The organism is Mycetocola sp. Y791 (assembly GCF_059445325.1).
The window spans coordinates 71,195-96,461 of sequence record NZ_JCAIUC010000001.1; the positions used below are offsets into that span (position 1 = coordinate 71,195).

Consider the following 25,267-nt stretch of genomic DNA (forward strand, 5'->3'; position numbering starts at 1 on the left):
CAGAGAGACGCACCATGCCCAAATCCCCGAGCGCTCGCCCCGGCTGTGGGGAACATCCCCGTGGATAAGACTGTCGAAACGGTGAGCCTGGCCGTCGCGGATATCCCGACAGGCTCATCGCTGGCGGTGGGCGGATTCGGGTTGTCTGGTGTTCCCATCTCGCTGATCCGTGCCTTGCTCGCCCAGGGGTCGAGCGAACTCGAGGTGGTGTCGAACAACTGCGGGGTCGACGGGTGGGGGCTTGGTGAACTGCTGGCCGCTGGTCGCATCCGTCGCGTCATTGCCAGCTACATCGGGGAGAACAGGGAATTCGCTCGCCAGTACCTGTCGGGTGAACTCGATGTCGAACTCACCCCACAGGGAACTCTCGCCGAACGACTCCGCGCGGGTGGCGTTGGCATTCCCGCCTTCTACACCGCTACCGGGGCAGGGACCGCCGTTTCCGACGGCGGGATGCCGATCAGGTATGCCGCTGACGGCACAGTGGCGGTAATGAGCGAACCGAAGGAAACCCGCACGCTCGACGCGTTTGGGACCGCCAGGGAATACGTTCTCGAGACCGCGATACGCACCGACTTCGGTCTGGTTCGCGCCGCGGTCGGCGACCGCCACGGAAACCTGCGCTTCGAAAAGGCGGCGCGAAACTTCAATCCGCTTGCGGGCATGGCTGGACGTGTCACCATCGCCGAGGTCGATGAACTGGTCGAGCCGGGAGAACTTGGCCCTGACGACATCCATCTTCCCGGCATCTACGTCGACCGGATCGTGCAGCTCACTCCCACCCAGGCATCTGACCTGCCGATTGAGAAGGTCACCGTGCGGAGCAGAGAAAGGTCGAGCTGATGCCGCGCACACGCGACGAAATGGCGGCAAGGGCCGCCGAAGAGCTGATCGACGGCAGCTACGTGAATCTCGGTATCGGACTGCCAACGCTCATCCCCAACCACTTGCCCGATGGCATCCATGTCGTCCTGCACTCGGAGAACGGAATACTCGGCGTCGGCCCGTATCCGTGGGAGGGCGAGGAAGACCCGAAGCTCATCAATGCGGGCAAGGAGACGGTGACGGTCCTTCCCGGTGCCAGCTACTTCGACTCGGCCGCCAGTTTCGGCATGATCCGCGGCGGACGGGTCACGACCGCGGTACTCGGAGCGATGCAGGTATCCGCCGGTGGCGACATCGCGAACTGGGCAGTCCCGGGCAAGATGGTCAAGGGAATGGGCGGGGCGATGGACCTCGTCAACGGCGCCGAGCGGGTCATCGTGGTGATGGATCACGTCGCGAAGGACGGGTCGCCGAAGATCGTGCCGGAGTGCACGCTTCCACTCACGGGCCGGGCATGCATCGACCGCATCATCACCGATCTCGCGGTTATCGACGTCACGGCGGACGGACTGGTTCTCCGTGAACTCGCACCGGGGGTGACCGTCGGGCAGGTGACCGAGGCGACGGCAGCACCGCTGACGATTGACCCGGAAGTGAAGGAAGCATCGTGAGTGCCATGCGTGAGGTCGTGATCTGCTCGCCCCTCCGCACCCCGGTCGGGCGAATGGGAGGGGCGCTGGCGCCCCTCAGCGCTCTGGAACTCGCCACAACCGTGCTCCGGGCGCTCCTCGAACGAACCGGCGTGGAACCCGGAGCAATCAACGGGGTGATCGGTGCCCAAAGCTACCCGACCATGGAGGCACCGGCCTTCGGACGGGTCGCAGCGCTCGATTCAGGTTTTCCGACCACGACCGGCGGTTACCAACTTGACCGGCGGTGTGGGAGTGGCCTGCAATCGGTGATGAACGCCGCGATGGAAGTGCAGACCGGCGTCAGCGACGCCGTGGTCGCGCTCGGGGTGGAGTCCATGTCGAACGCTCCGTTCTACACCGAGGAGGGACGACGGGGTGCTCCCCGCGGTGGGTACTTCTTCCGCGACGCCCTCGCGCGCGGCCGTGAGACTGTCGGTGGCCGTTTTTACCCGACACCGGACGGAAACGTCGGAACCGCCGAAACTCTCCGCGCCGAGTACGGTATCGGGCGCGACGCTCAGGATGCTTTGGCACTCCGGTCACACCAGCGCGCAGTCCAGGCGCAGGCATCAGGTGCGTTTGACGCGGAGATCGTTCCCGTGACGGTGCCCGGCCGGCGAGGTGACATTGTCGTCGATCGCGACGAGCATCCTCGCGCCGATTCGACACTGGACGCGCTCGCGGCGCTCACTCCTCTCCTGGCGAAGAAGGATCCGGATGCGACGGTGACGGCCGGTAATGCGAGTGGCCAGAATGACGCTGCCGCTGCCTGCATCGTCACCACACCAGAGCACGCGAGGGTGCTCGGACTCGTGCCGGCCCTTCGCCTTCGATCCTGGGCTGTCGCCGGGGTCGACCCCCGGCGGTTCGGGATCGCTCCGGTGCCGGCAACAGAGCTGGCACTCGCGCGAGCCGGACTCGGTTTGGCTGACCTCGATGTCATCGAGCTCAACGAGGCTTTCGCGGTGCAGGTGCTCGCCTGCCTGGCTGACTGGGGTATCGATGCCGAGGACCAGCGCCTCAATCCGCGCGGCAGTGGAATCTCGATCGGTCACCCGATTGCCGCAACAGGCATCCGCATGCTCGCCACCCTCGCGAACGAGCTGTCCGACCTGGACGGCACTCTGGCCCTCGAGACCATGTGTATCGGTGGTGGGCAGGCGCTCGCCGCGGTGTTCGAACGGGTCGGCTGACCCGCGATGGGCGCGGTTTCCGTTCCAGGTCAGTTCGGTATGCGTGCGGCCACGATGACCGCGGCATAAGCCACTCGCAACCTCCCGGCGATCTCCTCGGGGTCGCTGAGGTAGCCATTGACCATGGCGCCGTCCCGCAGCATCATCAGTTGACCGCCGATAGTGTCGGGGTCGCTGGCGCCAGCGTCCGCCGCGATGGCGGTGAACAGCTCGAGGGTCCACCTTCGGTGCGCATCGACAACGACTCTGACGGGGTCACCCGGGTCGGCGATCTCCGCGGCCGCGTTGATGAACGGGCATCCCCTGAATCCCGGCATGCAACTCGCCGATCCGATGATCTCCGCAATGTTCTCAAGCGCATGCGCAGGGTCTGACTGAGCGCGAGCAGAGGTGAGTGCCTCCCGCTCTCCTGAGGCCTGCCGCTCGAGATAGGCAACAACCAGGTCGGTCTTGGTTTTGAAGTGGCGATAGAACGTGACCTTCGTGATCCCCGCCTGCTCAATGATCCGGTCGGCGCTCGTTCCGCGGATGCTGTTCGCATAGATCAACTCGGTCGCGGCATCCAGGATGCGAGCACGCGTGGCGTCGCCCCGCCGGCTACCGGTCACCCCAGGCGTCATCGGCGTTGTTTCACCCACGGTGCTCCCTTTTTTGAACGTTTTGCTTGCGTTGCTGTCGGTAACGACTCTAGAGTGTCCATTGTAGGGGTACTAGTTCGTCTACATAAACTCTGTGAAAGGAATTCTGGTGACAACCATCGACACCCGTGCGGCCGTGCCTCTTGCGAGGACACTGCGCCGGGTCTATTTCTCCCGCTTCGGTTTTGCCCTTGTCTGGGCACTGCTGCTGGCGTTTGTGGCTCCGAACGCGGCGCCACTCCTCACGGTTCTCGTGATCATTTACCCGCTGGTTGACGCGTTCTCCGTGTTGACCGAGCTGCGGGCGGCTGGAACAACGTCACGGTCCCGGGCCAGCGAAATCATCAACATCGTCAGCAGTGTGCTGGCCGCCGTTGCCCTTGGCTGGGCCTCGCTCGTGTCTCCAGGCGCGGTACTCGCGGTATGGGGCGTGTGGGCGGTGCTTTCGGGCGCCTCGCAATTGGTGACCGGCCTGATTCGCCGCAAGCTCGGTGGCCAGGTGCCGCTGATCGTCAGCGGCGGTTTGTCGGTCCTGGTTGGTTTCGCGTTCCTCGCTCAGGGACTTGGCGGATCCACCATGGTGACCTCAATCGCTGGCTACGCGACCCTGGGCGGCGTGCTCTTCCTGATTTCCGCCATCCGCCTGACTCGCTCGGTGCGTGCCTGATGGCCGGCGCATTCGAGGGGTCCGTCCCTGACTACGACCTGATCGTGATCGGGGCAGGCCCCGTCGGAGAAAACGTGGCTGATTACGCCGCGAAGCGTGGCATCCGGGTCGCGATCGTGGAATCGGAACTCGTCGGTGGTGAATGTTCCTACTGGGCGTGCATGCCTTCCAAGGCGCTGCTGCGCAGCGGGCACGTTCTTCGTGCCGCCCAGCGACTGGAGGGCACTCGGCAGGCGGTCACCGGTGAACTGGATGTTCCGGCGGTTCTTGCCCGCAGGAACACGTTCACGAGCGAGTGGAAGGATGACGGCCAGGTCGACTGGTTGAACTCCGCCGGTATCGATCTGATCCGGGGTCACGCTCGCCTCACCGGCGCACGCACCCTCGACGTGAACGGCCGGAACTACGCAGCGAGGGCCGTCGCGGTCGCGACAGGTTCCGTTCCCGTGTTGCCCGACATCGCGGGGCTCGCCGCGGCAAACCCGTGGGGAACCCGCGAAGCGACCAGTGCGTCGACCGCTCCGGCCCGGCTGCTGGTGCTCGGCGGAGGTGTCGCCGGCACCGAACTCGCCACAGCCTGGGCCTCTCTCGGCTCCGACGTGACTCTTCTGTCACGGGGTCCTCTTCTGGAACGCGAAGAACCCCTTGCTGGGGAACTCGTCACGAAGGCTCTCGGGGAGATGGGTGTCGACGTGCGCATCGGCGTCAGTCCGACGGGTGTTCACCGCGACGAGGCCGGCGTTGTAACGACCACACTCGACGACGGCAGCACGGTGGTGACGGACGAAATCCTCATCTCCACTGGCCGCCGCCCGAACACCCTCGACCTCGGCGTCGACGCGGTCGGCTTCACCCCCGGAGAGAAGCTGAGCGTCGATGACACCATGCTCGTCACGGGCACCGACTGGCTCTACGCCGTCGGTGACGTGAACGGACGCGCGCTCCTCACGCATCAGGGCAAGTACCAGGCCCGCGCCGCGGGCGAGGTTATCGCTGCCAGGCTCGGCGGCAGCGACGTGCATGATGCTCCCTGGGGCAGCCACGTCGCAACCGCTGATGACGCGGCCGTGCCGCACGTGATCTTTACCGATCCCGAGGTTGCCGGAGTCGGCCTTACCGAAGCGCAAGCGCGCGCTCGCGGAATGAATGTGAAAGTCGTGGAATACGACCTCGGCTGGGTTGCGGGAGCGAAATTGCACGCCGATGGTTACGAAGGCCACGCGAAACTCGTCATCGATGAGGACCGCCACATCGTCGCCGGGGCGACCTTCGTCGGTCAGGATGTCGCAGACCTGCTGCACTCGGCAACCATTGCGATTGTCGGTGAAGTCCCGATCGACCGGCTCTGGCACGCCGTTCCCTCCTATCCCACCATCAGCGAGGTCTGGCTCCGACTCCTCGAAACCTACGGTCGGCCGAACTGAGCCTGCCCCAACCCAACGAGCAAACACCCAAACGAACACAAACCCACTGGAAGGAAAGAAGCAAATGCCCACGAAGATCACCATCATCATCGATAACCCCGCCGACGCGGACGCGTTTGAAGCGGGTTACCCCGAGATCGTCTCGCTGGCCCAGCAACTCCCAGGGCTGCGCCGCACGGAGTCCGCGAAGGTCTGGCCCAAGGAAGACGGAACTCCCACGCCGTCGCATCGCACCCTCGACCTGTACTTCGACAGTTACGACGATGCCTCAGCCGCTGTCGCTACACCCGCCGCTGGCGAGTTCTTCCAGCGGCTTGTGGGCACAGGAACACCCTTCACCGGGCTCTTCTCCGACATCGAAACGGTCTAGAGCATTCACGACCGCGCCCGACGCACCCGCGTCGGGCGCGGTCGCCCGCATTTCTCAGGGGCCCACCCCGAGCGGGTATCGTCAAGTAATGAGCCAAACGTCAGGATCCGTGACAGCCCACACCGGACCCGAATGGGTGGACCACGTGATCTGGTGGCGGGTGTATCCGCTGGGGTTCGTCGGCGCATTTCCCGAGACAGACGCTGGGCCTGCAACAGCGGATGAACACCGGTTGCTCCGCCTGATCCCGTGGCTCGACCATGTCATCGAACTCGGCGCGTCGGGAATCGCACTCGGACCTATTTTCGCGTCGTCGACGCACGGGTACGACACCACCGACCACTTCAGCATCGACCCTCGCCTCGGCACCCATGAGGACTTCGCAGCCCTCGTCGGTGAGGCGCGCGCACGAGGCCTCCGCGTCCAGCTCGACGGCGTCTTCAACCACGTCGGACGCGAGCACCCGCTCGTTGCGCAGGACTCAGAGGCGCTGAAGCGAACCAGCGACGGGGGCCTGGTCGCGTTCGAGGGCCACGACGCCCTGGTTGAACTCGACCCGGCGCAGCCGGAGACCAGACGCCTCGTCGTCGACGTGATGCGGCACTGGCTCGACCGGGGTGCTGATGCATGGCGGCTGGATGCCGCGTACCGGCTGCCGACAGACTTCTGGGCGGCAGTTCTGCCCGAGGTGCGCCGTACTCATCCGGATGCCTGGTTCGAAGCCGAGGTGATCCACGGTGAGTACGCCGCGTTCGTCAGCGAGGGAACCGTCGACAGCGTCACCCAGTACGAGCTGTGGAAGGCGATCTGGTCGAGCATCGACGAGGGCAATCTCTGGGAGCTGGCCTGGGCGCTCGGCCGCCACAATGAAATGCTCAGCTCGTTTGTTCCGACGACCTTCATCGGAAACCACGACGTCACCCGGATCGCATCCGCGATCACGGATGCCCGTCATCACCCGCACGCGATCGTGCTGCTGGCCACGCTCGGGGGAACTCCGACGGTCTACGCCGGTGACGAGTGGGGTTTCCGCGGGGTGAAGGAGGAGCGCGCCGGCGGTGATGACGTCATTCGCCCGGAGTTCCCGATTGACGGTCCCGCCTCGGTGTCGGTCGTCGACCCCGCGATCGAGCCGCTCTACCAGGAGCTTCTTGGCCTGCGGCGGCGCCACCCGTGGCTTCACCGCGCCACGACCGCGGAACCGCGCGCTCTCAGCAATGAGCACCTCGAGGTCGATGTGGTCTGGGAGGGGGAGAGCCTCACTGTCGCCCTGAACCTCGGCGATGACACGTTCCCACTCGTTGAAGGCGGTGTACTGGCTGCGGATCCGGCAACGCGGGAGACCCCGGGACGGCTCGCGGCGCACGGGTGGGCCATCGTCGGCTGAGGTAGTGGCTTCCGGCGTCAGCGCCGTTATCGAAGCGGATTCAGGCAAACCGGTTGACCAAAACAACTCCTGTGGGAGAGGATGGGCACGCCGTGAAGTAACCGAAAATAACGCAGCATCCTCAATGTCGAGTGACCTGTCGCCACTGCATGAGACACCTGACCCGCAAAGGAGCGGTTAATGTCCCTCACCGCACCACGTCGTCGCCTTTATGTGAGACTCGCAGGCGTTGTGCTGTCTATCGCCGTGATCGTGGCTGCGATAACCAGCACGCGGGTTCTGTCGATCGACGCGGCCGCAGAAGCCTCGCAAGCGGGCGCCTTCGAACCCGACGAGTACGCTGCCGAGCATTTCGAGGAGGACATCGCTCCGGCGATCAGCGACGACGCGGTGGATCTCGCAACGCTCCTCGGTGAACTCGCGGCAGGAGCTGACGAAGCGGACTTCGGGAACACCGCCGGGTCGTCCAGCGCCTATTCATACCCGGTCACGTTTACCGGAATCGCCGGTGCACCCAACGGATCGATCCTGCCGGTCACTGTCGACGGGCTCCCCGAGGGAACAGTCGTGCAGGTCCAGATCGGCCCGGCCATCAATGGCACAGCGATTCGGGATGCCACGGGGACCGTCAAGTTCAACGACTTCACCAACCAGCTCGAGTTTCAGGAAGTCGCGACCGCGCTCAACACCCTCGTCAAGGAGCAAGTGCTCGCCGATGTCGACCCCGCAGTCCTCGAGGGCAAGACCGTCACGGTGACCGGTGCGTTCACCAGGGTGAACCCGGCACTTGTCTCGGTCGTTCCGGTGAAATTTGAGGTGGGGCAATGAGCGACAACGACGTTGTGATGCGCGCCATCGGAATCACGAAAAGCTACGGGGCCACCCGGGCACTCAAAGGTGTCGATTTTTCGATTCGACGAGGGGCCGTCACCGTGCTGTTCGGTGAGAACGGAGCGGGTAAATCAACGCTGATGAAGATCCTCAGCGGCGTCGAGTCCCCGACATCCGGCACCCTCGAGCTCGACGGTGAACCGTTGCGCCTCCGAGACACCGTCGATGCGGCATCCAGAGGTATCGCGATCATCCACCAGGAACTGAGCCTCGCCCCCAACCTCAATGTTCGAGACAACATCTACATGGGACGTGAGAGCACCAGAGGTGGTGTTGTGATCGATTACGGTGCGGAGAACGCGACAACCGCGCGGCTGATGACGCGGCTCGAGGAGCGGCTCGACCCTCGGACTCTTGTCGGAGACCTCCGTCTTGGCCAGCAACAGGTGGTTGAGATTGCCCGGGCGCTCGCCGGAAATGCGCGGGTGCTGATCATGGACGAACCGACCTCCGCGCTGAGCGGAAGCGAGGTCGAGGTGCTGTTCAAACTGATCCGCGAACTGACCGCCGAGAACGTCGCCATCGTCTACATCTCACACCACCTCGAAGAGGCGCTCGAGATTGCAGACCACGCCGTAGTGTTCCGCGATGGCGATCTTGTAGCCACAGGCGACCGCGCCGAGATCGACCTCGGCTGGGTCATCTCGAACATGGTTGGCCGGAACGTTGGCGACCTGTCACCGGATCTCCTCGAGGAGTTCGGCGAGCCAGTTCTCGAACTGGAGAACATTGTCATCGCCGATCCGTCCAACCCGGCGCGCCTGGCCGTCGACGACCTCTCCCTCTCTGTCCGCGCCGGCGAGGTGGTATGCCTCTACGGGCTGATGGGAGCCGGCCGCACGGAGCTCCTGGAAGCACTCGCCGGGCGCATCCCGATCCAATCCGGAACAGTTCGGCTGAAGGGGCGGGTGATCCAGGGAGAATCTGTCGCCGAGCGCATCGCACTCGGACTCGCGCTCGTGCCCGAGGACCGGCAGCGCGACGGTCTGGTTCAAACCATGTCGGTAGGTGAGAACGCATCGCTGGCGAATCTGCTTGCTTTCGTCAAAGGGATTGTCCTGGACCGACGCAGCGAACGCGCCAGCATCGACAAGGTGGTCTCGGATGTCCGCGTCAAAACCTCGGGTCCCAATGCCGCTATCTCCTCGTTGTCGGGTGGAAACCAGCAGAAGGTCGTGATCTCCAAAATCCTCATGACAGAGCCGGAGGTGATCCTGCTCGACGAACCGTCCCGGGGCATAGATGTGGGAGCGAAGGCGGAGATCTTCGGACTCATGGCGCGTGAGGCAAAACGCGGCCTTGGAGTCCTCTTCGCCACGTCCGAGGTCGGGGAAGCCCTCGGCGTCTCCAACCGTGTGATCGTGCTCTCGAAGGGCCGCATCGTCGGCGAGTTCGATCCGAAACACACAGACCGAGAAGGCCTGATGGTGGCCTCAGGCGAATCAACCGAAGCTGCGAAACCAGAGAACGGACTCGTGAAGTGACTGCAACCACAACGGGCATGCGTCCGTCGACCGACGGCGGTGGGCCCGGCAATCGAGACAACGGCGCTGGAAAGCGACAAATCGACTACCTCGGGATCCTTCTCGAGGGGCGCGCGTTCATCGCTCTCATTGTCCTGATCATCATTTTCGCGCTGCTCTCCGATTCCTTCCTGACGTTCAACAACCTGTTGACCATGACCAAACACGTCGCATACAACGCGATTCTTGCGCTCGGCATGCTCTTCGTCATACTCAAGGGCGGCATCGACCTCTCCGTCGGTTCCACAGTGGGGCTGTCCGGTGTCGTCGCCGGTGTGCTGCTGCAGGGGTGGCAGCTTGATGCCTTCGGCGTCGTTGTGTACCCGCCTGTGTGGGTCGTGGTCCTCTGCTCACTCGCCGTCGGCACCCTGGTCGGTTATGTCAACGGTTTGCTCGTGACGAAGTTCAACGTCGCACCCTTCATCGCGACCCTCGGGATGTTATACGTCGCGCGCGGTGCCGCGCTGCTCATTTCAAACGGCTCCACCTATCCGCGCCTTGGCGGGGAGGAAGCCCTGGGAAACACAGGCTTCAACATCATCGGCGGCGGCCGTCTTCTTGGCATTCCGACCGCCATCTGGATCATGGTCGTTTTCGCCCTCGTCGCCGCTTTTGTTCTCAAGAGCACGCCGTTCGGTCGCTGGGTCTACGCCACCGGAGGGAATGAGCGTGCCGCTGAACTCTCGGGTGTGCCGGTGCGTCAGGTCAAATTGCGCGTCTACATGATCAGTGGATTCTGCGCGGCGACAACCGGTCTCATCATCTCCTCTGAGCTGACGAGCGCTGCTCCCCAGCTCGGGGAATCATTCGAGCTCAACGCCATCGCGGCTGTGGTCATCGGTGGCGCCGCGCTGACAGGTGGCCGAGGAAACGTACGCGGCGTGCTCATCGGCGCCTTCGTCATCGGTTTTCTCAGTGACGGACTCGTGATCGTCGGTGTTTCCACCTTCTGGCAGATCACCATCAAGGGTGCCGTGATCATCCTCGCCGTGATGCTGGACCAGGCTCAACAGCGGATCAAGCGGTCGAAGAACGCGGCTCTTGCCGCCGGCAACCACGCTGAACCGGCATCGGCCCCAACCACGCCCTGACGAGACCCCACACCGCGGTGGGTGCACCGCGGCACACCAAGAAAACGAAAGGCTGAAGCAATGAAGCGACAGATTCTGACGGCGACAATCGCAGTGCTCGCCATCGTCGGCCTGGCCGGTTGTTCAGGCGGCTCAGGGGGCTCCGGCAGTTCCGGGGACTCCGGCAATGGTTCCGGCGAGGCCGGTGGCCTCATCGCCATCATCACTCCGGCACAGGAGAACCCTTTCTTCAAGGCAGAGGCGGATGCCGCCAAGGCAGAAGCGGAGGAGCTCGGATACGAGACGTCCGTCGCGTCCCACGACGACGACCCGAATAAGCAAAGCGAACTCATCGACTCGGCCATCAGCAAGGGTGCCAAAGCGATCATCCTCGACAACGCGGGAGCTGACGCATCGATCGGTCCCATCACCAAAGCCGAGGAAGCGGGGGTTCCCGTCTTCCTCATCGACCGGGAGATCAACGAGAACGGAATTGCCAAGGCTCAGATCGTTGCCAACAACGCTCAGGGCGCGGCCGCCGTTGCCGAGTCGTTCGTCGCTGCCCTTCCCGATGGTGGGAAGTACATCGAACTGACCGGCAAAGAGTCAGACACCAACGCCGGTGTGCGGTCGGAGGCCTTCGCGAGCGTGATCTCCCAGTACCCGAACCTGGTGCCAGCGGCGAAAGAAACTGCCAACTGGAACCAGGACGAGGCGTTCCAGAAGGTCGAGACGCTGCTGCAGCGTGATCCCAACATCCAGGGGATCATCGCCGGGAACGACACGATGGCGCTCGGTGCCGTTGCGGCCGTCGAGGCTGCAGGGCTGCTCGACAAGATCAAGATCGTCGGCTTCGACGGCAGCCCCGACGCGGTGCAGGCCATCAAGGACGGCAAGCTCGTTGCGACCGGCCTGCAGCCGGCGGTGCTTATTTCGCAAATGGCCGTTCAGCAGGCTGACGAGTTCATCCGCACTGGTGAGACCGGTGCTGAAGAGAAACAGTCCATCGATTGCGTTGTGATCGATGCCAACAACGCCGAGCAGTACACGAGTTTCGCGCTCGAGGACTAGCTCGGAGCGGCGCAGGGCGATCGGTGGGCTCGCACGAGTCCGCCGATCGCTTACCGCGGGGATCGGCACGTCGTGCGAGCGTGATGGGGCAGGCCTGGAGCAGGGAACGGTCCATCTGATTCAGCACGTCCCCGCCTTACATCCCCGACGGAGCGACACCGTTGGTGAAGGCCCACACGACGGCCTGCAGCCGGTCCCGTGCCCCGGTCTTGGTGAGGATGCCGGCGAGGTGGTATTTCACCGTCGTGAGCTCGATGAACAAACGCTCTGCGATCTCCTGGTTGGAGAGTCCCTCGCTCAGAAGCGCCAGAATTTCCAGTTCCCGGGCGGTGAGCGGCACAGAAGGCGGGGTCTGGATGCGATCCGGTCGCCTCCTTCGGTTGGCGAACTCGGAGATCACCCTTCGGGTCAGGCGCTGGTCGAGCGTTCCGTCACCGCGGGCGACGGAACGGATGGAACCGAGCAGAGTCTGCTCGTCGGCTCCTTTGAGTAGGAAGCCGGCAGCGCCAGCTTCCAGCGCTCCGAAGACGTAGTCGTCGAGATCAAACGTGGTGACGACGAGCACGCTCGTGGTGTTCGCCGGATCGGAGACGATCGCTCTCGTCGCTGAAATACCGTCGAGTCCCGGCATCCGGATATCCATGCAGATCACGTCCGGGTGCTGCTCCTTCGCGAGCGCAACGGCCTCATAGCCGTCCTTCGCCTCACCGACCACCTGGATGTCCTCCTCCTGGTCGAGGATCACGGACAGGCCGGCCCGCACGATGGCCTGGTCGTCGGCAATGGCAACGGTAATCATGACTGCACTCCGTCGTAGGGGATCTCGAGGGTGTTCGCCCAGCCGCCGTCGGGGCTCGGCCCGGTTGTGAGCCTCGCGCCGATCAGGTCGGCGCGTTCCGCCATGCCGACGAGGCCGAACCGGGGCCGGGAGTCCACCTCCTGGGCCACAGCCCGCGAACCCGGCCCGTTCCGCACGGTCACGCGCAGGGCATTCTCGCCGTAATCCACCTCGACGGTGCGAGGCGACCCGGGTGCGTGCCTGGCGGCGTTTGCGAGGGATTCCTGCACCATCCGGTAGACGGTGATGCCGGTGAGCGGGCCGATATCGACCGGAGTACCGGATTCCGACAGCGACACAGGGCTTCCCGCGGCGGATGCCTCGGCAATGAGTCCCGGCAGCTGCTCGATTGACGGAACGGGGGCGAGCGAACCCTCTCCGTCGGCGCGGAGCAGGCCGACCGTCTGGCGAAGGTTATTCAGCGTGGTTCGAGCGTCACTCTGAACGCGGCGGATGTATTCACCAGCGCGGTCCGGATCCGTCGCCCGCAACGCGTCAGCGGCCTGGGCGCTGACGATGATGCCCGTCAGGTGGTGGGCGGCGATGTCGTGTAGTTCCCGTGCCATGAGTGCGCGCTCCTCACGCACGGCATCCTGCGCCAGACGTTCTCTTTCTCTCTCGGCGGCATCCGCCCGTTCACGCAACGCCTCAACGAGCCTGGCGCGACCGTCGACGACCTCGGCAAGGATCACCGGCAGGCCGAACGTGAGAGCCGCACGCAGTAATGCGAACGGCAGCGCCAGCTCGCCGGGCACTTCGAGGCTGGACTGCACGGTGACGATCGTGACGATGACGGATGCCACAGCGATGGCAGCGGGAAGCAGGTAATGGGAGGCCTCGCGGCGCTCGCGGGTATACGAATACACGGCGATGATGACCGCGAAGGTGCCGGTGCTCGCCTCTCCGGAAGAGATGAGCAGCATCAGGACATCGAGCGCCGACGTAGCGATGAGTACGACAACGGGGACGCGGTACCGCCCCAGCAGGGTCGCCGCCTGGGCGAGCACGATCACGCCGGGAAGCCAGGGGTATCTCTGGCCGGCGGACTCGCTGTCGATAACTGCCACCCCGATCACGTAGCCGATGCCGAGGAGAGCCGTCAGCACAACGGGAGTACCCCGCCAGAGCGCGTTGCGAACGCTGCTCTGACGGGGTGGTGTGGTCATCCGACCATTGTCCGGCACGGGGTGCTCAGATGTCACGGGATCGCATTGCCGCTCCCGCCGCTGCCGTCACCACGGCCACGAGCGCCGCGAGTGCCGCTACGGCGATGAGAGGCGGGATGCTGCCCGCCACGCCCGGTGAGACGGCCGCCTGTCCGAGTGACAGGGGCATCAGCTGCGCCCAGACCGGCAATGAGCCGGTGACGAGCTGGATGGTGGCCTGCGCGATCAGTTCGAACAGGAGCACGCCGAGCGTGATGAGCACTCCCGCCAGCTGATTGCGCGCGAGGATGCCGATGGCCAGGCCGAGGAGCCCGAGCAGGGGCACCACGAGAGCACCGCGTCCCAGCACCCCGAGAAGGTCCGGAATGCTGACGGCCAGGTCGGTTTGCGCGAGCGCGAGCGAGATCAGCAGCGTCGCAACGCTGACGACCGCGTACGCGACCCCGACAACCGCCCCGACGATGGCCATTGCGCCCACCTTCGCCGTGAGGATTCGTCCACGACGGGGTTCCGCAAGTGCCGTGGGAACGATCCCGCCGAACCGGTAGTCGGTGGTGCCCGCGAGGACGCCGAGGATCAGGACCGCGAGCACCGCGATACCGATGGAGCCAGCGCCCGTTGAAGAACCGAGCGGGCTGACCGCGGCGAGCTGTGCCGCCGCTGAGGTGAGCTCGAACGCGGGAAGGTCATCTCCCAGCGCTTCCCGGCCGGGGCCGATGGCGCCGCTCGCGAGGGCGGGCAGAACGGTAACGAGGGTGACTTGTGTTGCGATGAGACCGGCGATGCCGACGCCGATCGCTGCCTTGGTGGCTCGAGTCGTGGTGACCTTGAGCAGTTCTGCGCGGATCATCAGCGCACCCCCGCACTTGTCGAGGTGAGGTCGAGATAGTAGCTCTCGAGGTCTCCTCCGTGGGCGTCGACGGTGGAACGCAGGTCGCCGGATGCCGCGACCCTGCCCGCTGCGATCACGACGATGTCGTCGGCGACAAGCGCCACCTCTGACAGGACGTGGGACGACAGGAGGACTGAGCCGCCGGCATCCGCGAAGGAACGGATGAGCTCGCGAAGCCAGTGCATCCCCGCAGGGTCGAGGCCGTTGGCCGGCTCGTCGAGGATCAGGATGGACGGCTCACCGAGCAGCGCTGCTGCCAGAGCGAGTCGCTGCTTCATGCCGAGCGAGTAGCCACCGATCCGTCGATCGGCCGCTGTGCTCAGGTCAACCTCATTGAGCACGGCGTCGATCCGGGGCTGTGCCACGCCGATCTGCGCTGCGGCGATGCGGAGGTGCTCCCTGCCGGTGCGGCCAGGGTGCAATCCTGCCGAATCGAGGAGTGCCCCGATGGTCTGGGCCGGCTGCTCGAGGTCGCGGTACCGGCGTCCGTGGATGAGCGCCTCGCCGCTGTCGGGAGAGGCGAGGCCGAGGATCATGCGGGTGGTGGTGGTCTTGCCGGCGCCATTGGGGCCGAGGAGACCGACAACCCGGCCGTCGAGGACGTCGAATGAGACGTCCTCGACCGCGGGATGTCCGGAGAAGGACTTACTCAGCCCGCGAATCGCGAGGGCTGGTGATGTGGAATTCGTCATGTCCCCAGAGTGCTGCGGTCGCTCCGTCGGCGCCCCATCCTCAAGGACAGTCCTCATCCTGTTCCTCCGGGCGGGGCGCGAGCGTGTGCATCTGGCGAGGCTGGACATGTCCGATTCGGACAGCAGAAGTCTCAACACGATCCAGCTCACGCAGCATGGACCACCTCATCACAAGGGAAGAAACGACATGTCCATGAACCAGCAGGAATCACAGAACACCGTCGAACCGACGGAATCCCAGCCGAGCAGGCGCCGTGGCGTCATCCTCGCGACGACCAGCGTGCTGGCCGTCGGAGCGTTGGTGGCCGGTGCGTGGGGTGCCGGTGCGTGGTCGGATGCCGCGCCGGTGGAGGAGGAGGAGACCGCGAAGAGTTCGGTCATCCAGGAACACCTCGACGGCCTGGTCGATCTCGGCTTTCCCGCAGCGCTCGCCTCATTCACCAGCCCCGACGGGCAGCACGAGGATTACGTGGCTGGCGTCGGGAACCTCACGACCGACGAACCCGTACCCGTCGACGGGGAAGTGCGGCTCGGGAGCAACTCGAAGACGTTTACATCCGTCGCCGTGCTGCAGCTCGTCGAGGACGGTCAGGTCGCTCTTGATGAGCCCATCGACAGCTACCTGCCGGGTCTGGTCACGGGTGATGGCATCGACGGCACCCGCATCACCGTGCGTCATTTGCTGCAGCAGATGTCAGGACTCCCCGAATACGCCGACGAGATCGCGATGGACTTTGAGAAGGCACAGGGCGTCTACACATCGCCGCGCGACCTCCTCGATATCGCGCTCAGCAAGCCGGCGGGCTTTGCCGCCGGTGAGCGCTGGCAGTACAGCAACACGAACTACCTGGTGCTCGGCCTTCTGATCGAACGCCTGGCCGAACGGCCGCTCTTCGAGGTGATCACCGAGCGGATCATTGAGCCACTGGGGCTTGAGCACACCTACTTCCCGACGGTCGGCGAAATGTCACTCCGCGGGGAGCACCCTTCGGGGTATCACAAGGACGCGGATGGCGAGTTCTACGACGTGAGCACACTCGACCCGTCATGGGGCTGGGCCGCCGGCCAGGTCGTCGCAAGCCCGAGCGACCTGAATGAGTTCATGAGGGCGGTTCTCGACGGTCGACTGCTCGGCGAGGGGATGACAACTGAGATGCAGAAGACCGTGCCGGCCGATGAAGGCCTGTGGCCTGGAGCGGGGTACGGCCTCGGTTTGCAGAGCTACCCGCTGAGCTGCGGCGGCGTGATCTGGGGCCACGGTGGCGACATCCACGGCTTTCAGACTCGCAATGGTGTCGCAGCCGACGGAACGGCATTCAGCGTTGCCGTCACTGCTCTGCCCTGGGCCTTCATCGCCGAGGAGGACGAGCCCCGGATGATGGACACTTACAGGGCAGTAACGAAGGCAGTTGACGCGGCCTTCTGTGAAGACTGACGCCGAGCATCCGATCACCAACGCTTCCGGCGCCAACCTCATGAGGTTGGCACCGGAAGCTGTTGTGCGTGAAGGGCTGCCGGTGCGGCCTACGGAACGATGTGGCCCGCCGCGCGGAACAACTCGTACCATTCGGCGCGCGTCAGCGGAATCTCAGAGCCGAGGGCAGCCCCGGCAACGCGTTCTGGGTTCGTCGTTCCGAGCACCACCTGCATCTGGGCCGGGTGGCGGGTGATCCACGCCGTTGCGATCGCGATCGGCGGCACGTCGTACTGGGCGGCAAGTCGATCGATGGCGGCGTTCAGCTCCGCGTACTCGGGAGATCCGAGGAAGACCCCGGTGAAGAACCCGGCCTGGAAAGGCGACCAGGCCTGGATCGTGATGTCGTTGAGGCGGCAGTAGTCGACGATCCCACCACCGTCGAGCGTGACCGACTGCTGCTCGCCGAGCATGTTCGCCGCGACGCCCTGCGTCACGATGGGAGCGTGGGTGATCGAGAGCTGAAGTTGGTTGGCCACGATGGGCTGCCGCACATATCGCTTCAGCAGATCGATCTGTCGAGGGGTGTGGTTCGAGACGCCGAACGACTTCACCTTGCCGGCGCTTTCAAGTTCATCGAAGGCGCGGGCAACTTCTTCCGGTTCGACGAGGGCATCGGGGCGGTGGAGGAGCAGGATGTCGATCCGGTCCGTTTGCAGCGCCTCGAGCGATCCGTTGACCGACTCGATGATGTGCTCGTAGGAGAAGTCGAAGTACGGTCCCTCCCGCACGATCCCGGTCTTGGTCTGGATGGTGATGGCGTCGCGATCCGACGCGCTCAGCTTCATCGCCTCCGCGAATCGTCGCTCGCATCCGTGCAGATCGTTCCCGTAGACATCCGCATGGTCAAAGAAGTCGATGCCGGCATCCCGGGCGGTGTGTACGAGCTCCCGGACCTCATCGTCCGTCTTGTCGGGAATGCGCATGAGTCCGAGGATGACGTTGGGGGCGACGATTTCGGTGTTCGGCAGGGTAAAGGTCTTCACGGTGATTCCTTTCGCAGACGCGGCAACTCCGACGGTGACGCATGCCTACCTAACCACTCACCGGGGCAAAGAGTCCACCACGGCGGCACCCTTCACACGGGGCACGCAGCTGTGTACAGTGTCCGCATCATTGGGGTCGCCGACGGGCGGGCTGCATCGCCGTGACGAGCGCCATCTCTCGAAGGGGGAGCCGTGCCCAATCCCGTCGTTCACTTCGAGATCATCGGTCGGGACCCGGGTGCTTTGCGACGGTTCTACTCCGCTTTGTTCGGCTGGACTGCCGATACCGATTCGCCCGTTGCCCCGGAAATCTCGGAGGCGGGCGAGTACGGGTTCGTCGGTGACGCGGCCGGGGGTCCCATTGCGGGCGGCATCGGAGGCGGGCACGAGTTCGCGCCGCACGCTCTCTTCTACGTTGGGGTGGACGATGTGGAAGTCGCGCTCGCGCGTGCCGAGCGGCTGGGTGGCACTCGAGTGCTCGGTCCAGCGCGCAATCCCAGCGGCGCGCTCGTGGTCGGCCATTTCGCCGATCCGGAGGGCAATCTGATTGGTGTTGCCGGTCCGAGGTAGCGTCCTCGTTACAGCGGTTCTGTCAGAGATTGACAGCCAGAATGGCGTACTACAACATGGTGTGCGACTAGCGCATAGTGTGTGACACACACTATGGTGTGAGCATGGACGACGACCTCTTGAGCGGACACCTGCAGGAACTGCGGCGGGGCACGATCGTGGTGGCCTGCCTGTCCGTGCTGAAGCGACCCGGATACGGCTACGGCCTCCTTGAAGCTCTCGAGCAAGCGGGGTTTGCCGTCGAGGCAAACACGCTGTACCCGCTCCTGCGCCGCCTCGAAAAGCAGGGACTGCTGACCAGTTCCTGGGACACAGACGAGGCGAGGCCCCGCAAGTTTTACACCACCAGTGAGAAGGGCAGCGAACTGCTCGACCTGCTCCTCGCGGAGTGGGATGACCTTCACTCCTCCATTCACCAGCTCAACGAAGGACGATCATGACGACTCTCACCGACCGCTACGTCTTCGCCGCCCTCAAGTCCATCCCCGAAGAGAAGCGCGACGATATCGATCGTGAACTGCGCGGATCAATAACGGATGCCGTCGAGGCGCGGATTGAGAGTGGCCAGGCGCCTGCCGAGGCGGAGAGCACGGTGCTCACGGAGTTTGGTGACCCTCGTCAGCTGGCCGCACGCTACGCCGAGCAGCCGCTGTACCTGATCGGACCCGATCTCTACCTCTCGTGGGTGCGCGTTCTGAAGCTCCTCCTCTGGATCGTGGGCGCGACATCCTTCGTTGGTGTGCTTGTCGTTCGGATGGTCATCGAGCCGGAAGATCCAATCACCGCCTTCAGCGCCGCTCTCAGCGCAAGCATCGGTCTGCTGATTCAGGTGGCGTTCTGGGTGACCCTCGTGTTCGCAATTCTGCAACGCACGGGTGCCCGCCGCAGCTCCCTCGGGCTCAGGGCGTGGGTTCCTGAGATGCTTCCGCCGATCGAGCGACGCAATCAGGTCTCGCTCGCTGACACGATCGCGACGGTAATTCTCCTTGCCTTCTTCATCGGCCTGCTCCTCTGGCAGCGGGTCGGATCCCTGCTGTATCTGGAGGGAAAACCGGTTCTGGTTTTGCAGGAGCACCTGTCGAATTTTTGGCTGCCGTACCTGATCGCTGTGCTGGTTCTCGAGGCCGTCTTCGCCGTGGTGCTCTTCGCGGTTGGGCGCTGGACGCACGCGCTCGCTGCTGTGAACCTCGGCGTCGGCCTGCTGTTCATGATTCCTGCACTCTGGTTGCTCACGACCGACCAGGTCTTCGACTGGTCGTTCCTGTCGAGCGTCGACTGGAATGCCGACACCGCCAGGTGGATCTCGGGCATCACCGCCGCGGCGGTTGTGGTGACCGGTCTGTGGGATGTTGCGAGCGCCTTCCTGAAAGCAGCGAGAAGCAACGCGCAGGTCGTCTCGCCTCGGTAAGAGGCATGCTCGCGGAAATGCCGCCACGGTCCCGGAGGAATCACCCCGGTTCCGGAGGCGTCAATGGAGTCCCGGAGGTGCCATTGGAGCCCCGGGAGGAAAAACCGGGCGGCCAGCCCGCTGTCGCGCTTCGCCCCGGCGAATCTCCTCCCGAAAAACCGCCACTGCCCCTGATCCCCGGGCACCAAAGTCGGTGCCGGATGCGGGGTCAGAGCCTGAACCTCGGTCAACGCCGATGTCAGTGGTTGGCTGTGTACTGAATTCATGAACATCCCGGTCAACTGCGCAATCCGCACCCTTACAGGGTCGCGTCCGAGCGCCCGGGATGGTGTCGGTGCGAGGCCCGCAATGTGGCGGTTCCAATGTCAGGGGTTGGGTGTGTAGTTAAGTCATGAACATCCCGGTCAGCAGCCCGATTCGCACCCGTGCTGGTGTGGCGTTTGGACGCCTGCGAAGGCTCGGGAACGATGCCCGTGGCGCCCGGTTTCAATGTCAGTGGTTGGGTGTGTACTGAGGTTATGAACATCCCGGTCAGCAGTCCGATCCGTCACCGTTCTGGTGTGGCGAACTTCGCTCTGGCCGGGCGTCATGTCCTCGCCTCGGCTCGTGGGGGTGTGCGGGTGTCATGAGCCTCGCGGTGAGCGACTTTCCGCCGGCGTCGGTGCCGGAGGGGGAGAGTGCGCTTACCGGGTTGCTCACGCACCTGGGTCAGGTGGTTGATGTTCTTGACTTGGATCATCTGGACCGGTTGACCGGCGAACAGTTGCTGACGCAGTTGGGCCAGGTCGCCGGGGTGGTGCGTGCCGGTGAAGCGGTCCTCGCGGCGTTGAGTGCCGAGGTCGCGGACCGGTCCGACCCGGCGCGCGGCAACGATGGGTTGGCGGTGAAGCACAACTACCAGCGTCCGTCACACCTGATCGAGGTGATCACCGGAGTGTCCTCGGCTGCCGCGTCACGGTTGATCCGGGTCGGGCAACGGACCTGCCGGAGGCTCACCGATGCTGGGTTCCCGTTGCCGCCGTTGTTTCCGGTGGTGGGGGAGGCGTTCCGTCAGGGTTTGATCGGGGTGGAGACCGCCGAAGCGATCACCCGGGAACTATCGCTGGCCGCGCCCCGTGCCGAGGTGGAACACCTCGCTATTGCCGAGCGCACTCTCGTCAGTGAGGCGGTTGGTGCTGGCTGGCGTGACGGCTTACCGATGTCGGCGGATTTGGTGGGTATTCAGGCTCGGCAGTGGCGTGACCGGTTGGACGAAGACGGGATCGAACCCCTGACCGACAAAGCGTTCCAGAAACGTGACTTCTGGATCGCCCGCGCCGCGAAGGACGGGTTGGTGAAGTTCGGAGGGCAGGTCACCGTCGACGTCGGCGCGAAACTCCACGCGTTGCTCGATGCGGTGCTGAGCCCAAAGACCGCGGACCGATACGACCCAACCGCCACTCATCCTGGTGCGGGCTCTGGTGATGGAACCGGCGGCGGAGCTGGTGGAACCGGACCCGGAACGGGCGACACAGGCGTTTTCGCCTCCGGCGACACGGGCGCCTTCGGATCCGGCGCGTCGCCAACCGTGACCGGCCCCGACCCAGACACCGGTGACGCGACGCAAGGTACCGACGGGAACCCCGCTGCGGAGTTCAGCGAACCCATCCGGGCCCGGCGGACCGCGGGGCAGCAACGCGCGGACGTGTTCGCCGCGATGATCGACGCCCTCGCCCGCTCCACCGACGCACCCAGTGTTACCGGTGCTGCACCGACCGTCGTCGTCACGGTCAACGCGGACGTGATCGACTCGAAGTCCGGTACCGGACAGATCGTGGGAGTGAACAGCCCGGTGGCGGCGTCAACGATCACGCAGATTCTGTGTGATGCGAGCATCATCCCGGTGTTCATCGACCCCGACGGCACTGTCGTTGCCCTCGGCAACGACCAGCGCGGGTTCAACCGGACGCAGCGAATGGGCATGATCGCCCGCGACGGACCGACCTGCGCGATGCCGGACTGTCAGATCCCGGCCACCGGCTGCGAAGCCCACCACATCATCCCGCACTCCGAAGGCGGGCCCACCCATCTCGATAACGGAGTCTTGTTCTGCTGGTTCCACCACCGGATGGTCGACACCGGGGTTTTCACGGTCACGATGGTGAACGGCAAACCCAAGGTCACCATCGCCGAATGGATCCGCCGCAAACCATACTTCCGGTAAACCGTGCCACCATCCCCGATGTCCAGGGGCAGGAACGCGACAGCCCGGGTGCGGTCGTGGCAGTGTCCGTCCGTCGGTCAGCGCCTCCTGCAGCGCTCAACGATGTTGATTAATTCCCCCTGGCAGAGCACGCCCGCCAGAAGAAGTTATTAGCGCTGGGTTTGGTGCGGACCTAGTATGGATGTGTAGCTGATTCCCCCGGACCCTGGGACGTGCAAACGGACGATTTCAGGAGATTTCTATGGGTACTTTTACGTACGACGGCGGCACGCCTATCGAGTTTGAAGACCGCACGCTAGCGCATCTTCAAATAGTGATCGGTGCCAAATTACGCCGAGGCGAGTCGTGTTACTTCAGCTGGCCAGTCCCGGAGGGTGGACGAACGACCATCTGGATGCATCCCACTCTCTCGTTGCGATATGACTACACCGCCAGCGAAATGCCGGCGCTGAATCGAGCATGGGTTGAGCTGCTGACCCAGTCTTCATTTGGGCCGGCGGGGCTTGTTCTTCTAGCGGAGCCCGAAGCCATCGACGAATCAGCGCACCAGAAAGCCCCCGAGGGCGATCAAAAAGCCTCCAACGGTGAACGTGATGCTCGCGTCAGAGTTCCAGTGGCGAGTCGTTAAGACAAATTTCGGGCCGCTCAAGCGGCGGCCGTTCCATCTCTCTCCGCCCACGCTCGCTCCAGCGCGTTGGTGATGGCCGCCGCGCTCTGGACGCCTTCAACGCCGTATCTGCCGTCGATGACGAAGAAGGGAACACTGTTGATCCCGTAGGACCGGGCTCGGGCTTCATCAGCGCGGACCGCGTCCAGGTATTCGTTGGACTCCAGCGAACGGATGGCGTCCACAGCGTCGAGGCCGAGCTCCCCGGCGATCCGGCCGAGTTCTTCGATGTCGGAGATATTGCGGCCCTGGGTGAAGTAGGCGGCAAACAGGGCCTCCTCTGTCTGAAGCTGCTTGCCGCGCGCTTTGCCGTAGTGGATGAGCTGGTGCGCGAGCGACGTGTTCGTGAGCAGCGCGGTGTCGAAGTGCAGGTCGAGGCCGACGGCGCGAGCCCGGGTGGTGATCCGGGACAGGAGCGCGCTGGCACTGTTTGGACTCATCCCCTTAGTCATAACGTTGAAGTCGAATACGCGCTGCGTGTGCCCGATAGCGATGTCCGGCTCGAGTTCAAAACTGTGGAACTCGATGTCGATGTCGCGGGCCTCGCCCGGCTCAGCGGCACCGAAGATTCGTGCAGCCTCTTCCAGCCGTCGCTTTCCGATGTAGCACCAGGGGCACATCACATCGGCCCACACATCTACTTTGAGGCGATAACCTCGGCGCGGCTCAGTGGTTTCCGGGCTGAGCCCGGTCTGCTCATTCATGGGACACATCTCCTGTTCGGGTTGGCGGCGCTGTCCGCGGAGGCGCACGCGCCGGGGGTTATGAGCCCGGGGCCACCGGGCTGTGGGATGCGCGTCGGGTGCCAGCAGTCAGGAAGTGATGCGCTCGGCGCGCTGTAGATTGCGCATGAGTTCGTCGCGGCTCTGCCCGTCGACGTGGTGGCGCCACATCGGTGTGCCGGGCGCGCTGCGCCACGATTCGCTCAGCGGGCTGTTGTCGACCGCGTCGAATCCGAGGTCGTCGTAGAAGCGAGTCACCAGCTCGACAGCTTCCGGGTAGTTGCTCGAGACCACCAGCGCCTTCCGGTCGGGTGCGCCCGCTGGCCTCGCCAGCCGGAGTATCGCCGGGAGTGCATCGCTCGGAACACGGATCAGGTGGCGCTCGTGAAACTGGATGTGAGTAAAAGCCTTCGTGACCATAGACTCGGGCAATTGTTCCTGCCGCAACTCATGAATCGTCTTTCGTCCCGAAGTCACCTCGGGAAAGTTACCGTCGCGCCAGGGCATGTAGTTGTTGTTGTCGATCACGACCTTCCCCGCCAGCTCCGCGACGGGCAGCGTGTCGGTCGGCGTGTACCGGAAGGCGGCAACGGCGAAGTCCGCAGCAGCGGCAGCATCCGCGGCTGACGCCGCACGCGCCATCGGACCCAGCGCTCTGACGAGGCCCCTCAGCGTCTCCGGGCCACGGGAATTGGCGATGACGATGTCATAGCCCGCCGCAATCGCCGCGCGGGCGAGAGTGCTTCCCGCCTGGCCGGCGCCCAGAATACCGATTGTGGTCATGAGCGGCTCTCCTCGTGCTGTCGTCGTGAACCTCTCTGCGGCTCACGACGTCAGCCTAAGTCGCTTCAACGAAAACATTCGGGGCCCTGTCATACCCCCGGCTTCACGGGGACTAGATGGAAAACTCGCGACGCCCGCCGGTTACGACGAGCCTCTCGCCCCGCAGCTCACCGCGCCGCTCCTCGGTGATGAACGCCGAGTTGATCGCATTCGTGGCCAGCGTGTCGAGGTCAGCGGCCGACAAACCGAGCGCCGCTTCGACCTCGCGATAGTTGTCATCGATGTAACCCCCGAAGTACGCGGGATCGTCGGAGTGAATCGAGACGTTAAGCCCGGCATCCAGCATCCGCTTCAACGGGTGCCGGGCGAGATCCGCCACCGCACGCAACCGCACATTCGAGAACGGGCAGATGGTGAGGGGCGTCTGCTCGCTCCGCAGGCGCTCGACCAGCGCCGGGTCGTCCATCGAACGGATGCCGTGATCGATGCGTTCAGCCCGTAACACGTCGAGTGCCTCAAGAACGTACTCCGCCGGGCCCTCTTCGCCAGCGTGCGCAACTGCTCGGAGTCCCAGTTCGCGGGCTCGCTCGAACACGTCGGCGAACAGGTGCGGCGGGTAGCCGACCTCGGCCGAATCGAGTCCGACGCCGAGCAGATCGCCCGCCCGGTGTGCGGCTGACTCGAGGGTTGCCGCGGCCTCGGCGACCGGGCGGTCACGAAGGAAGCACAGGATGAGTCCGGCTGTCACCCCGAGATCGTGGTGCGCGGCCGCGATGCCGTCGAGCAGCCCATCGATGACGTCGTCGATGGGCACGCCCCTGAGGGTGTGCGTCTGCGGGTCGAAGAAGATCTCGGCGTGAGCGACACCGGCCGCAGCTGCCCGGCGGAGGTACGCGAGCATCAGGTCGCGGAAGTCCTCGGGGGTGCGGAGAACCGCACAGCACTCGTAGTACAGGTCGAGGAACGAGGGGAGGTCGTCGAACTGCATCAGCTCGCGCAGCGCGGCGACGCTGGCGTAGGGGAGCCGGATGTTGTTTCGGGCCGCGAGGTCGAACACCATTTCTGGTTCGAGGGTGCCTTCGATATGGACGTGCAGTTCGACGAGCGGTTTCATG

26 protein-coding genes are annotated in these 25,267 nt (G+C 64.5%); 17 read left to right on the top strand and 9 right to left on the bottom strand.

The window, feature by feature from the left end:
- The first annotated feature begins 60 nt into the window (after positions 1–60).
- Genes AC1C2N_RS00360 through AC1C2N_RS00370 form a run of 3 tightly spaced genes read left to right on the top strand, consistent with a single transcriptional unit; the run spans position 61 to position 2,710 of the window.
- Positions 61–843, top strand: coding sequence for a CoA transferase subunit A (locus AC1C2N_RS00360; protein WP_495432435.1), 783 nt, complete (start codon positions 61–63; stop codon positions 841–843).
- Positions 843–1,496: a CoA transferase subunit B gene (locus AC1C2N_RS00365; protein WP_483405055.1), complete on the top strand. Its 654-nt coding sequence runs from the start codon at positions 843–845 to the stop codon at positions 1,494–1,496. The genes AC1C2N_RS00360 and AC1C2N_RS00365 overlap by 1 nt, the downstream gene beginning before the upstream one ends.
- Before the next feature lie 5 nt (positions 1,497–1,501).
- Entirely contained in the window at positions 1,502–2,710 is a 1,209-nt protein-coding gene (locus AC1C2N_RS00370; protein ID WP_495433062.1) for an acetyl-CoA C-acetyltransferase, read from the top strand.
- Positions 2,711–2,739: 29 nt separating this feature from the next.
- On the opposite strand, the gene AC1C2N_RS00375 is transcribed toward AC1C2N_RS00370, so the two are convergent.
- On the bottom strand, positions 2,740–3,348 hold the full coding sequence (locus AC1C2N_RS00375; RefSeq protein WP_483405056.1) for a TetR/AcrR family transcriptional regulator: 609 nt from the start codon (positions 3,346–3,348) through the stop codon (positions 2,740–2,742).
- Positions 3,349–3,457: 109 nt separating this feature from the next.
- On the opposite strand from AC1C2N_RS00375, the gene AC1C2N_RS00380 reads away from it, so the two are divergent.
- The 8 genes from AC1C2N_RS00380 to AC1C2N_RS00415 all read left to right on the top strand — a co-directional run bounded on the left by AC1C2N_RS00380 (position 3,458) and on the right by AC1C2N_RS00415 (position 11,751).
- Entirely contained in the window at positions 3,458–4,015 is a 558-nt protein-coding gene (locus AC1C2N_RS00380) for a hypothetical protein (protein WP_483405057.1), read from the top strand.
- The gene (locus tag AC1C2N_RS00385; protein ID WP_495432436.1) at positions 4,015–5,439 is read left to right on the top strand and encodes a dihydrolipoyl dehydrogenase family protein; all 1,425 of its coding nucleotides are present in this window, start codon (positions 4,015–4,017) and stop codon (positions 5,437–5,439) included. Before AC1C2N_RS00380 ends, AC1C2N_RS00385 begins: the two co-directional genes overlap by 1 nt.
- Before the next feature lie 64 nt (positions 5,440–5,503).
- Positions 5,504–5,809 carry an EthD family reductase gene (locus AC1C2N_RS00390; RefSeq protein ID WP_483405059.1) on the top strand — a complete coding sequence of 102 codons (306 nt, stop codon included), beginning with the start codon at positions 5,504–5,506 and terminating at the stop codon, positions 5,807–5,809.
- A gap of 88 nt (positions 5,810–5,897) precedes the next feature.
- Entirely contained in the window at positions 5,898–7,196 is a 1,299-nt protein-coding gene (locus tag AC1C2N_RS00395) for an alpha-amylase family glycosyl hydrolase (RefSeq protein ID WP_483405060.1), read from the top strand.
- A gap of 180 nt (positions 7,197–7,376) precedes the next feature.
- Positions 7,377–8,024, top strand: a complete 648-nt coding sequence (locus AC1C2N_RS00400) for a DUF2291 family protein (RefSeq protein WP_483405061.1) — start codon at positions 7,377–7,379, stop codon at positions 8,022–8,024.
- Positions 8,021–9,571 (top strand): sugar ABC transporter ATP-binding protein, encoded by a 1,551-nt coding sequence (locus AC1C2N_RS00405; RefSeq protein ID WP_495432437.1) that lies wholly within the window; start codon positions 8,021–8,023, stop codon positions 9,569–9,571. The genes AC1C2N_RS00400 and AC1C2N_RS00405 overlap by 4 nt, the downstream gene beginning before the upstream one ends.
- Positions 9,568–10,701, top strand: a complete 1,134-nt coding sequence (locus tag AC1C2N_RS00410) for an ABC transporter permease (RefSeq protein WP_483405063.1) — start codon at positions 9,568–9,570, stop codon at positions 10,699–10,701. Before AC1C2N_RS00405 ends, AC1C2N_RS00410 begins: the two co-directional genes overlap by 4 nt.
- 60 nt (positions 10,702–10,761) lie before the next feature.
- The gene (locus AC1C2N_RS00415) at positions 10,762–11,751 is read left to right on the top strand and encodes a D-ribose ABC transporter substrate-binding protein (protein ID WP_483405064.1); all 990 of its coding nucleotides are present in this window, start codon (positions 10,762–10,764) and stop codon (positions 11,749–11,751) included.
- Between the two features lie 136 nt (positions 11,752–11,887).
- Here AC1C2N_RS00415 and AC1C2N_RS00420 read toward each other — a convergent pair whose 3' ends face one another.
- From AC1C2N_RS00420 to AC1C2N_RS00435, 4 genes are read right to left on the bottom strand one after another with little or no spacing between them, the layout of a single operon-like run.
- A complete protein-coding gene (locus AC1C2N_RS00420) occupies positions 11,888–12,550 on the bottom strand; it encodes a response regulator (protein WP_483405065.1) in 663 nt (220 codons plus the stop codon).
- The gene (locus tag AC1C2N_RS00425) at positions 12,547–13,755 is read right to left on the bottom strand and encodes a sensor histidine kinase (protein ID WP_495432438.1); all 1,209 of its coding nucleotides are present in this window, start codon (positions 13,753–13,755) and stop codon (positions 12,547–12,549) included. The genes AC1C2N_RS00420 and AC1C2N_RS00425 overlap by 4 nt, the downstream gene beginning before the upstream one ends.
- 25 nt (positions 13,756–13,780) lie before the next feature.
- Positions 13,781–14,605, bottom strand: a complete 825-nt coding sequence (locus tag AC1C2N_RS00430) for a hypothetical protein (RefSeq protein ID WP_483405067.1) — start codon at positions 14,603–14,605, stop codon at positions 13,781–13,783.
- Positions 14,605–15,339 carry an ATP-binding cassette domain-containing protein gene (locus AC1C2N_RS00435; RefSeq protein WP_483405068.1) on the bottom strand — a complete coding sequence of 245 codons (735 nt, stop codon included), beginning with the start codon at positions 15,337–15,339 and terminating at the stop codon, positions 14,605–14,607. The genes AC1C2N_RS00430 and AC1C2N_RS00435 overlap by 1 nt, the downstream gene beginning before the upstream one ends.
- 187 nt (positions 15,340–15,526) lie before the next feature.
- Between AC1C2N_RS00435 and AC1C2N_RS00440 the strand changes: the two genes are divergently transcribed.
- Positions 15,527–16,774 (top strand): serine hydrolase domain-containing protein, encoded by a 1,248-nt coding sequence (locus tag AC1C2N_RS00440; protein ID WP_483405069.1) that lies wholly within the window; start codon positions 15,527–15,529, stop codon positions 16,772–16,774.
- Positions 16,775–16,863: 89 nt separating this feature from the next.
- On the opposite strand, the gene AC1C2N_RS00445 is transcribed toward AC1C2N_RS00440, so the two are convergent.
- Positions 16,864–17,799, bottom strand: coding sequence for an aldo/keto reductase (locus tag AC1C2N_RS00445; RefSeq protein ID WP_483405070.1), 936 nt, complete (start codon positions 17,797–17,799; stop codon positions 16,864–16,866).
- 192 nt (positions 17,800–17,991) lie between these two features.
- Between AC1C2N_RS00445 and AC1C2N_RS00450 the strand changes: the two genes are divergently transcribed.
- The 5 genes from AC1C2N_RS00450 to AC1C2N_RS00470 all read left to right on the top strand — a co-directional run bounded on the left by AC1C2N_RS00450 (position 17,992) and on the right by AC1C2N_RS00470 (position 22,608).
- Entirely contained in the window at positions 17,992–18,369 is a 378-nt protein-coding gene (locus AC1C2N_RS00450) for a VOC family protein (protein ID WP_483405071.1), read from the top strand.
- Positions 18,370–18,473: 104 nt separating this feature from the next.
- Entirely contained in the window at positions 18,474–18,809 is a 336-nt protein-coding gene (locus AC1C2N_RS00455; RefSeq protein ID WP_483405072.1) for a PadR family transcriptional regulator, read from the top strand.
- Positions 18,806–19,777 carry a permease prefix domain 1-containing protein gene (locus tag AC1C2N_RS00460; RefSeq protein WP_483405073.1) on the top strand — a complete coding sequence of 324 codons (972 nt, stop codon included), beginning with the start codon at positions 18,806–18,808 and terminating at the stop codon, positions 19,775–19,777. Before AC1C2N_RS00455 ends, AC1C2N_RS00460 begins: the two co-directional genes overlap by 4 nt.
- A 637-nt stretch (positions 19,778–20,414) precedes the next feature.
- Positions 20,415–21,980, top strand: a complete 1,566-nt coding sequence (locus tag AC1C2N_RS00465; RefSeq protein ID WP_495432440.1) for an HNH endonuclease signature motif containing protein — start codon at positions 20,415–20,417, stop codon at positions 21,978–21,980.
- A gap of 241 nt (positions 21,981–22,221) precedes the next feature.
- Positions 22,222–22,608 (top strand): DUF7882 family protein, encoded by a 387-nt coding sequence (locus AC1C2N_RS00470; protein ID WP_483405075.1) that lies wholly within the window; start codon positions 22,222–22,224, stop codon positions 22,606–22,608.
- Between the two features lie 17 nt (positions 22,609–22,625).
- Here the strand turns inward: AC1C2N_RS00470 and AC1C2N_RS00475 are convergent, their stop codons facing one another.
- The 3 genes from AC1C2N_RS00475 to AC1C2N_RS00485 form a co-directional block, all read right to left on the bottom strand.
- Entirely contained in the window at positions 22,626–23,351 is a 726-nt protein-coding gene (locus AC1C2N_RS00475) for a DsbA family oxidoreductase (protein WP_483405076.1), read from the bottom strand.
- 108 nt (positions 23,352–23,459) lie between these two features.
- Positions 23,460–24,152: an NADPH-dependent F420 reductase gene (locus AC1C2N_RS00480; RefSeq protein ID WP_483405077.1), complete on the bottom strand. Its 693-nt coding sequence runs from the start codon at positions 24,150–24,152 to the stop codon at positions 23,460–23,462.
- Positions 24,153–24,264: 112 nt separating this feature from the next.
- A complete protein-coding gene (locus AC1C2N_RS00485; protein WP_483405078.1) occupies positions 24,265–25,266 on the bottom strand; it encodes an adenosine deaminase in 1,002 nt (333 codons plus the stop codon).
- Between the last annotated feature and the right edge of the window lies 1 nt (position 25,267).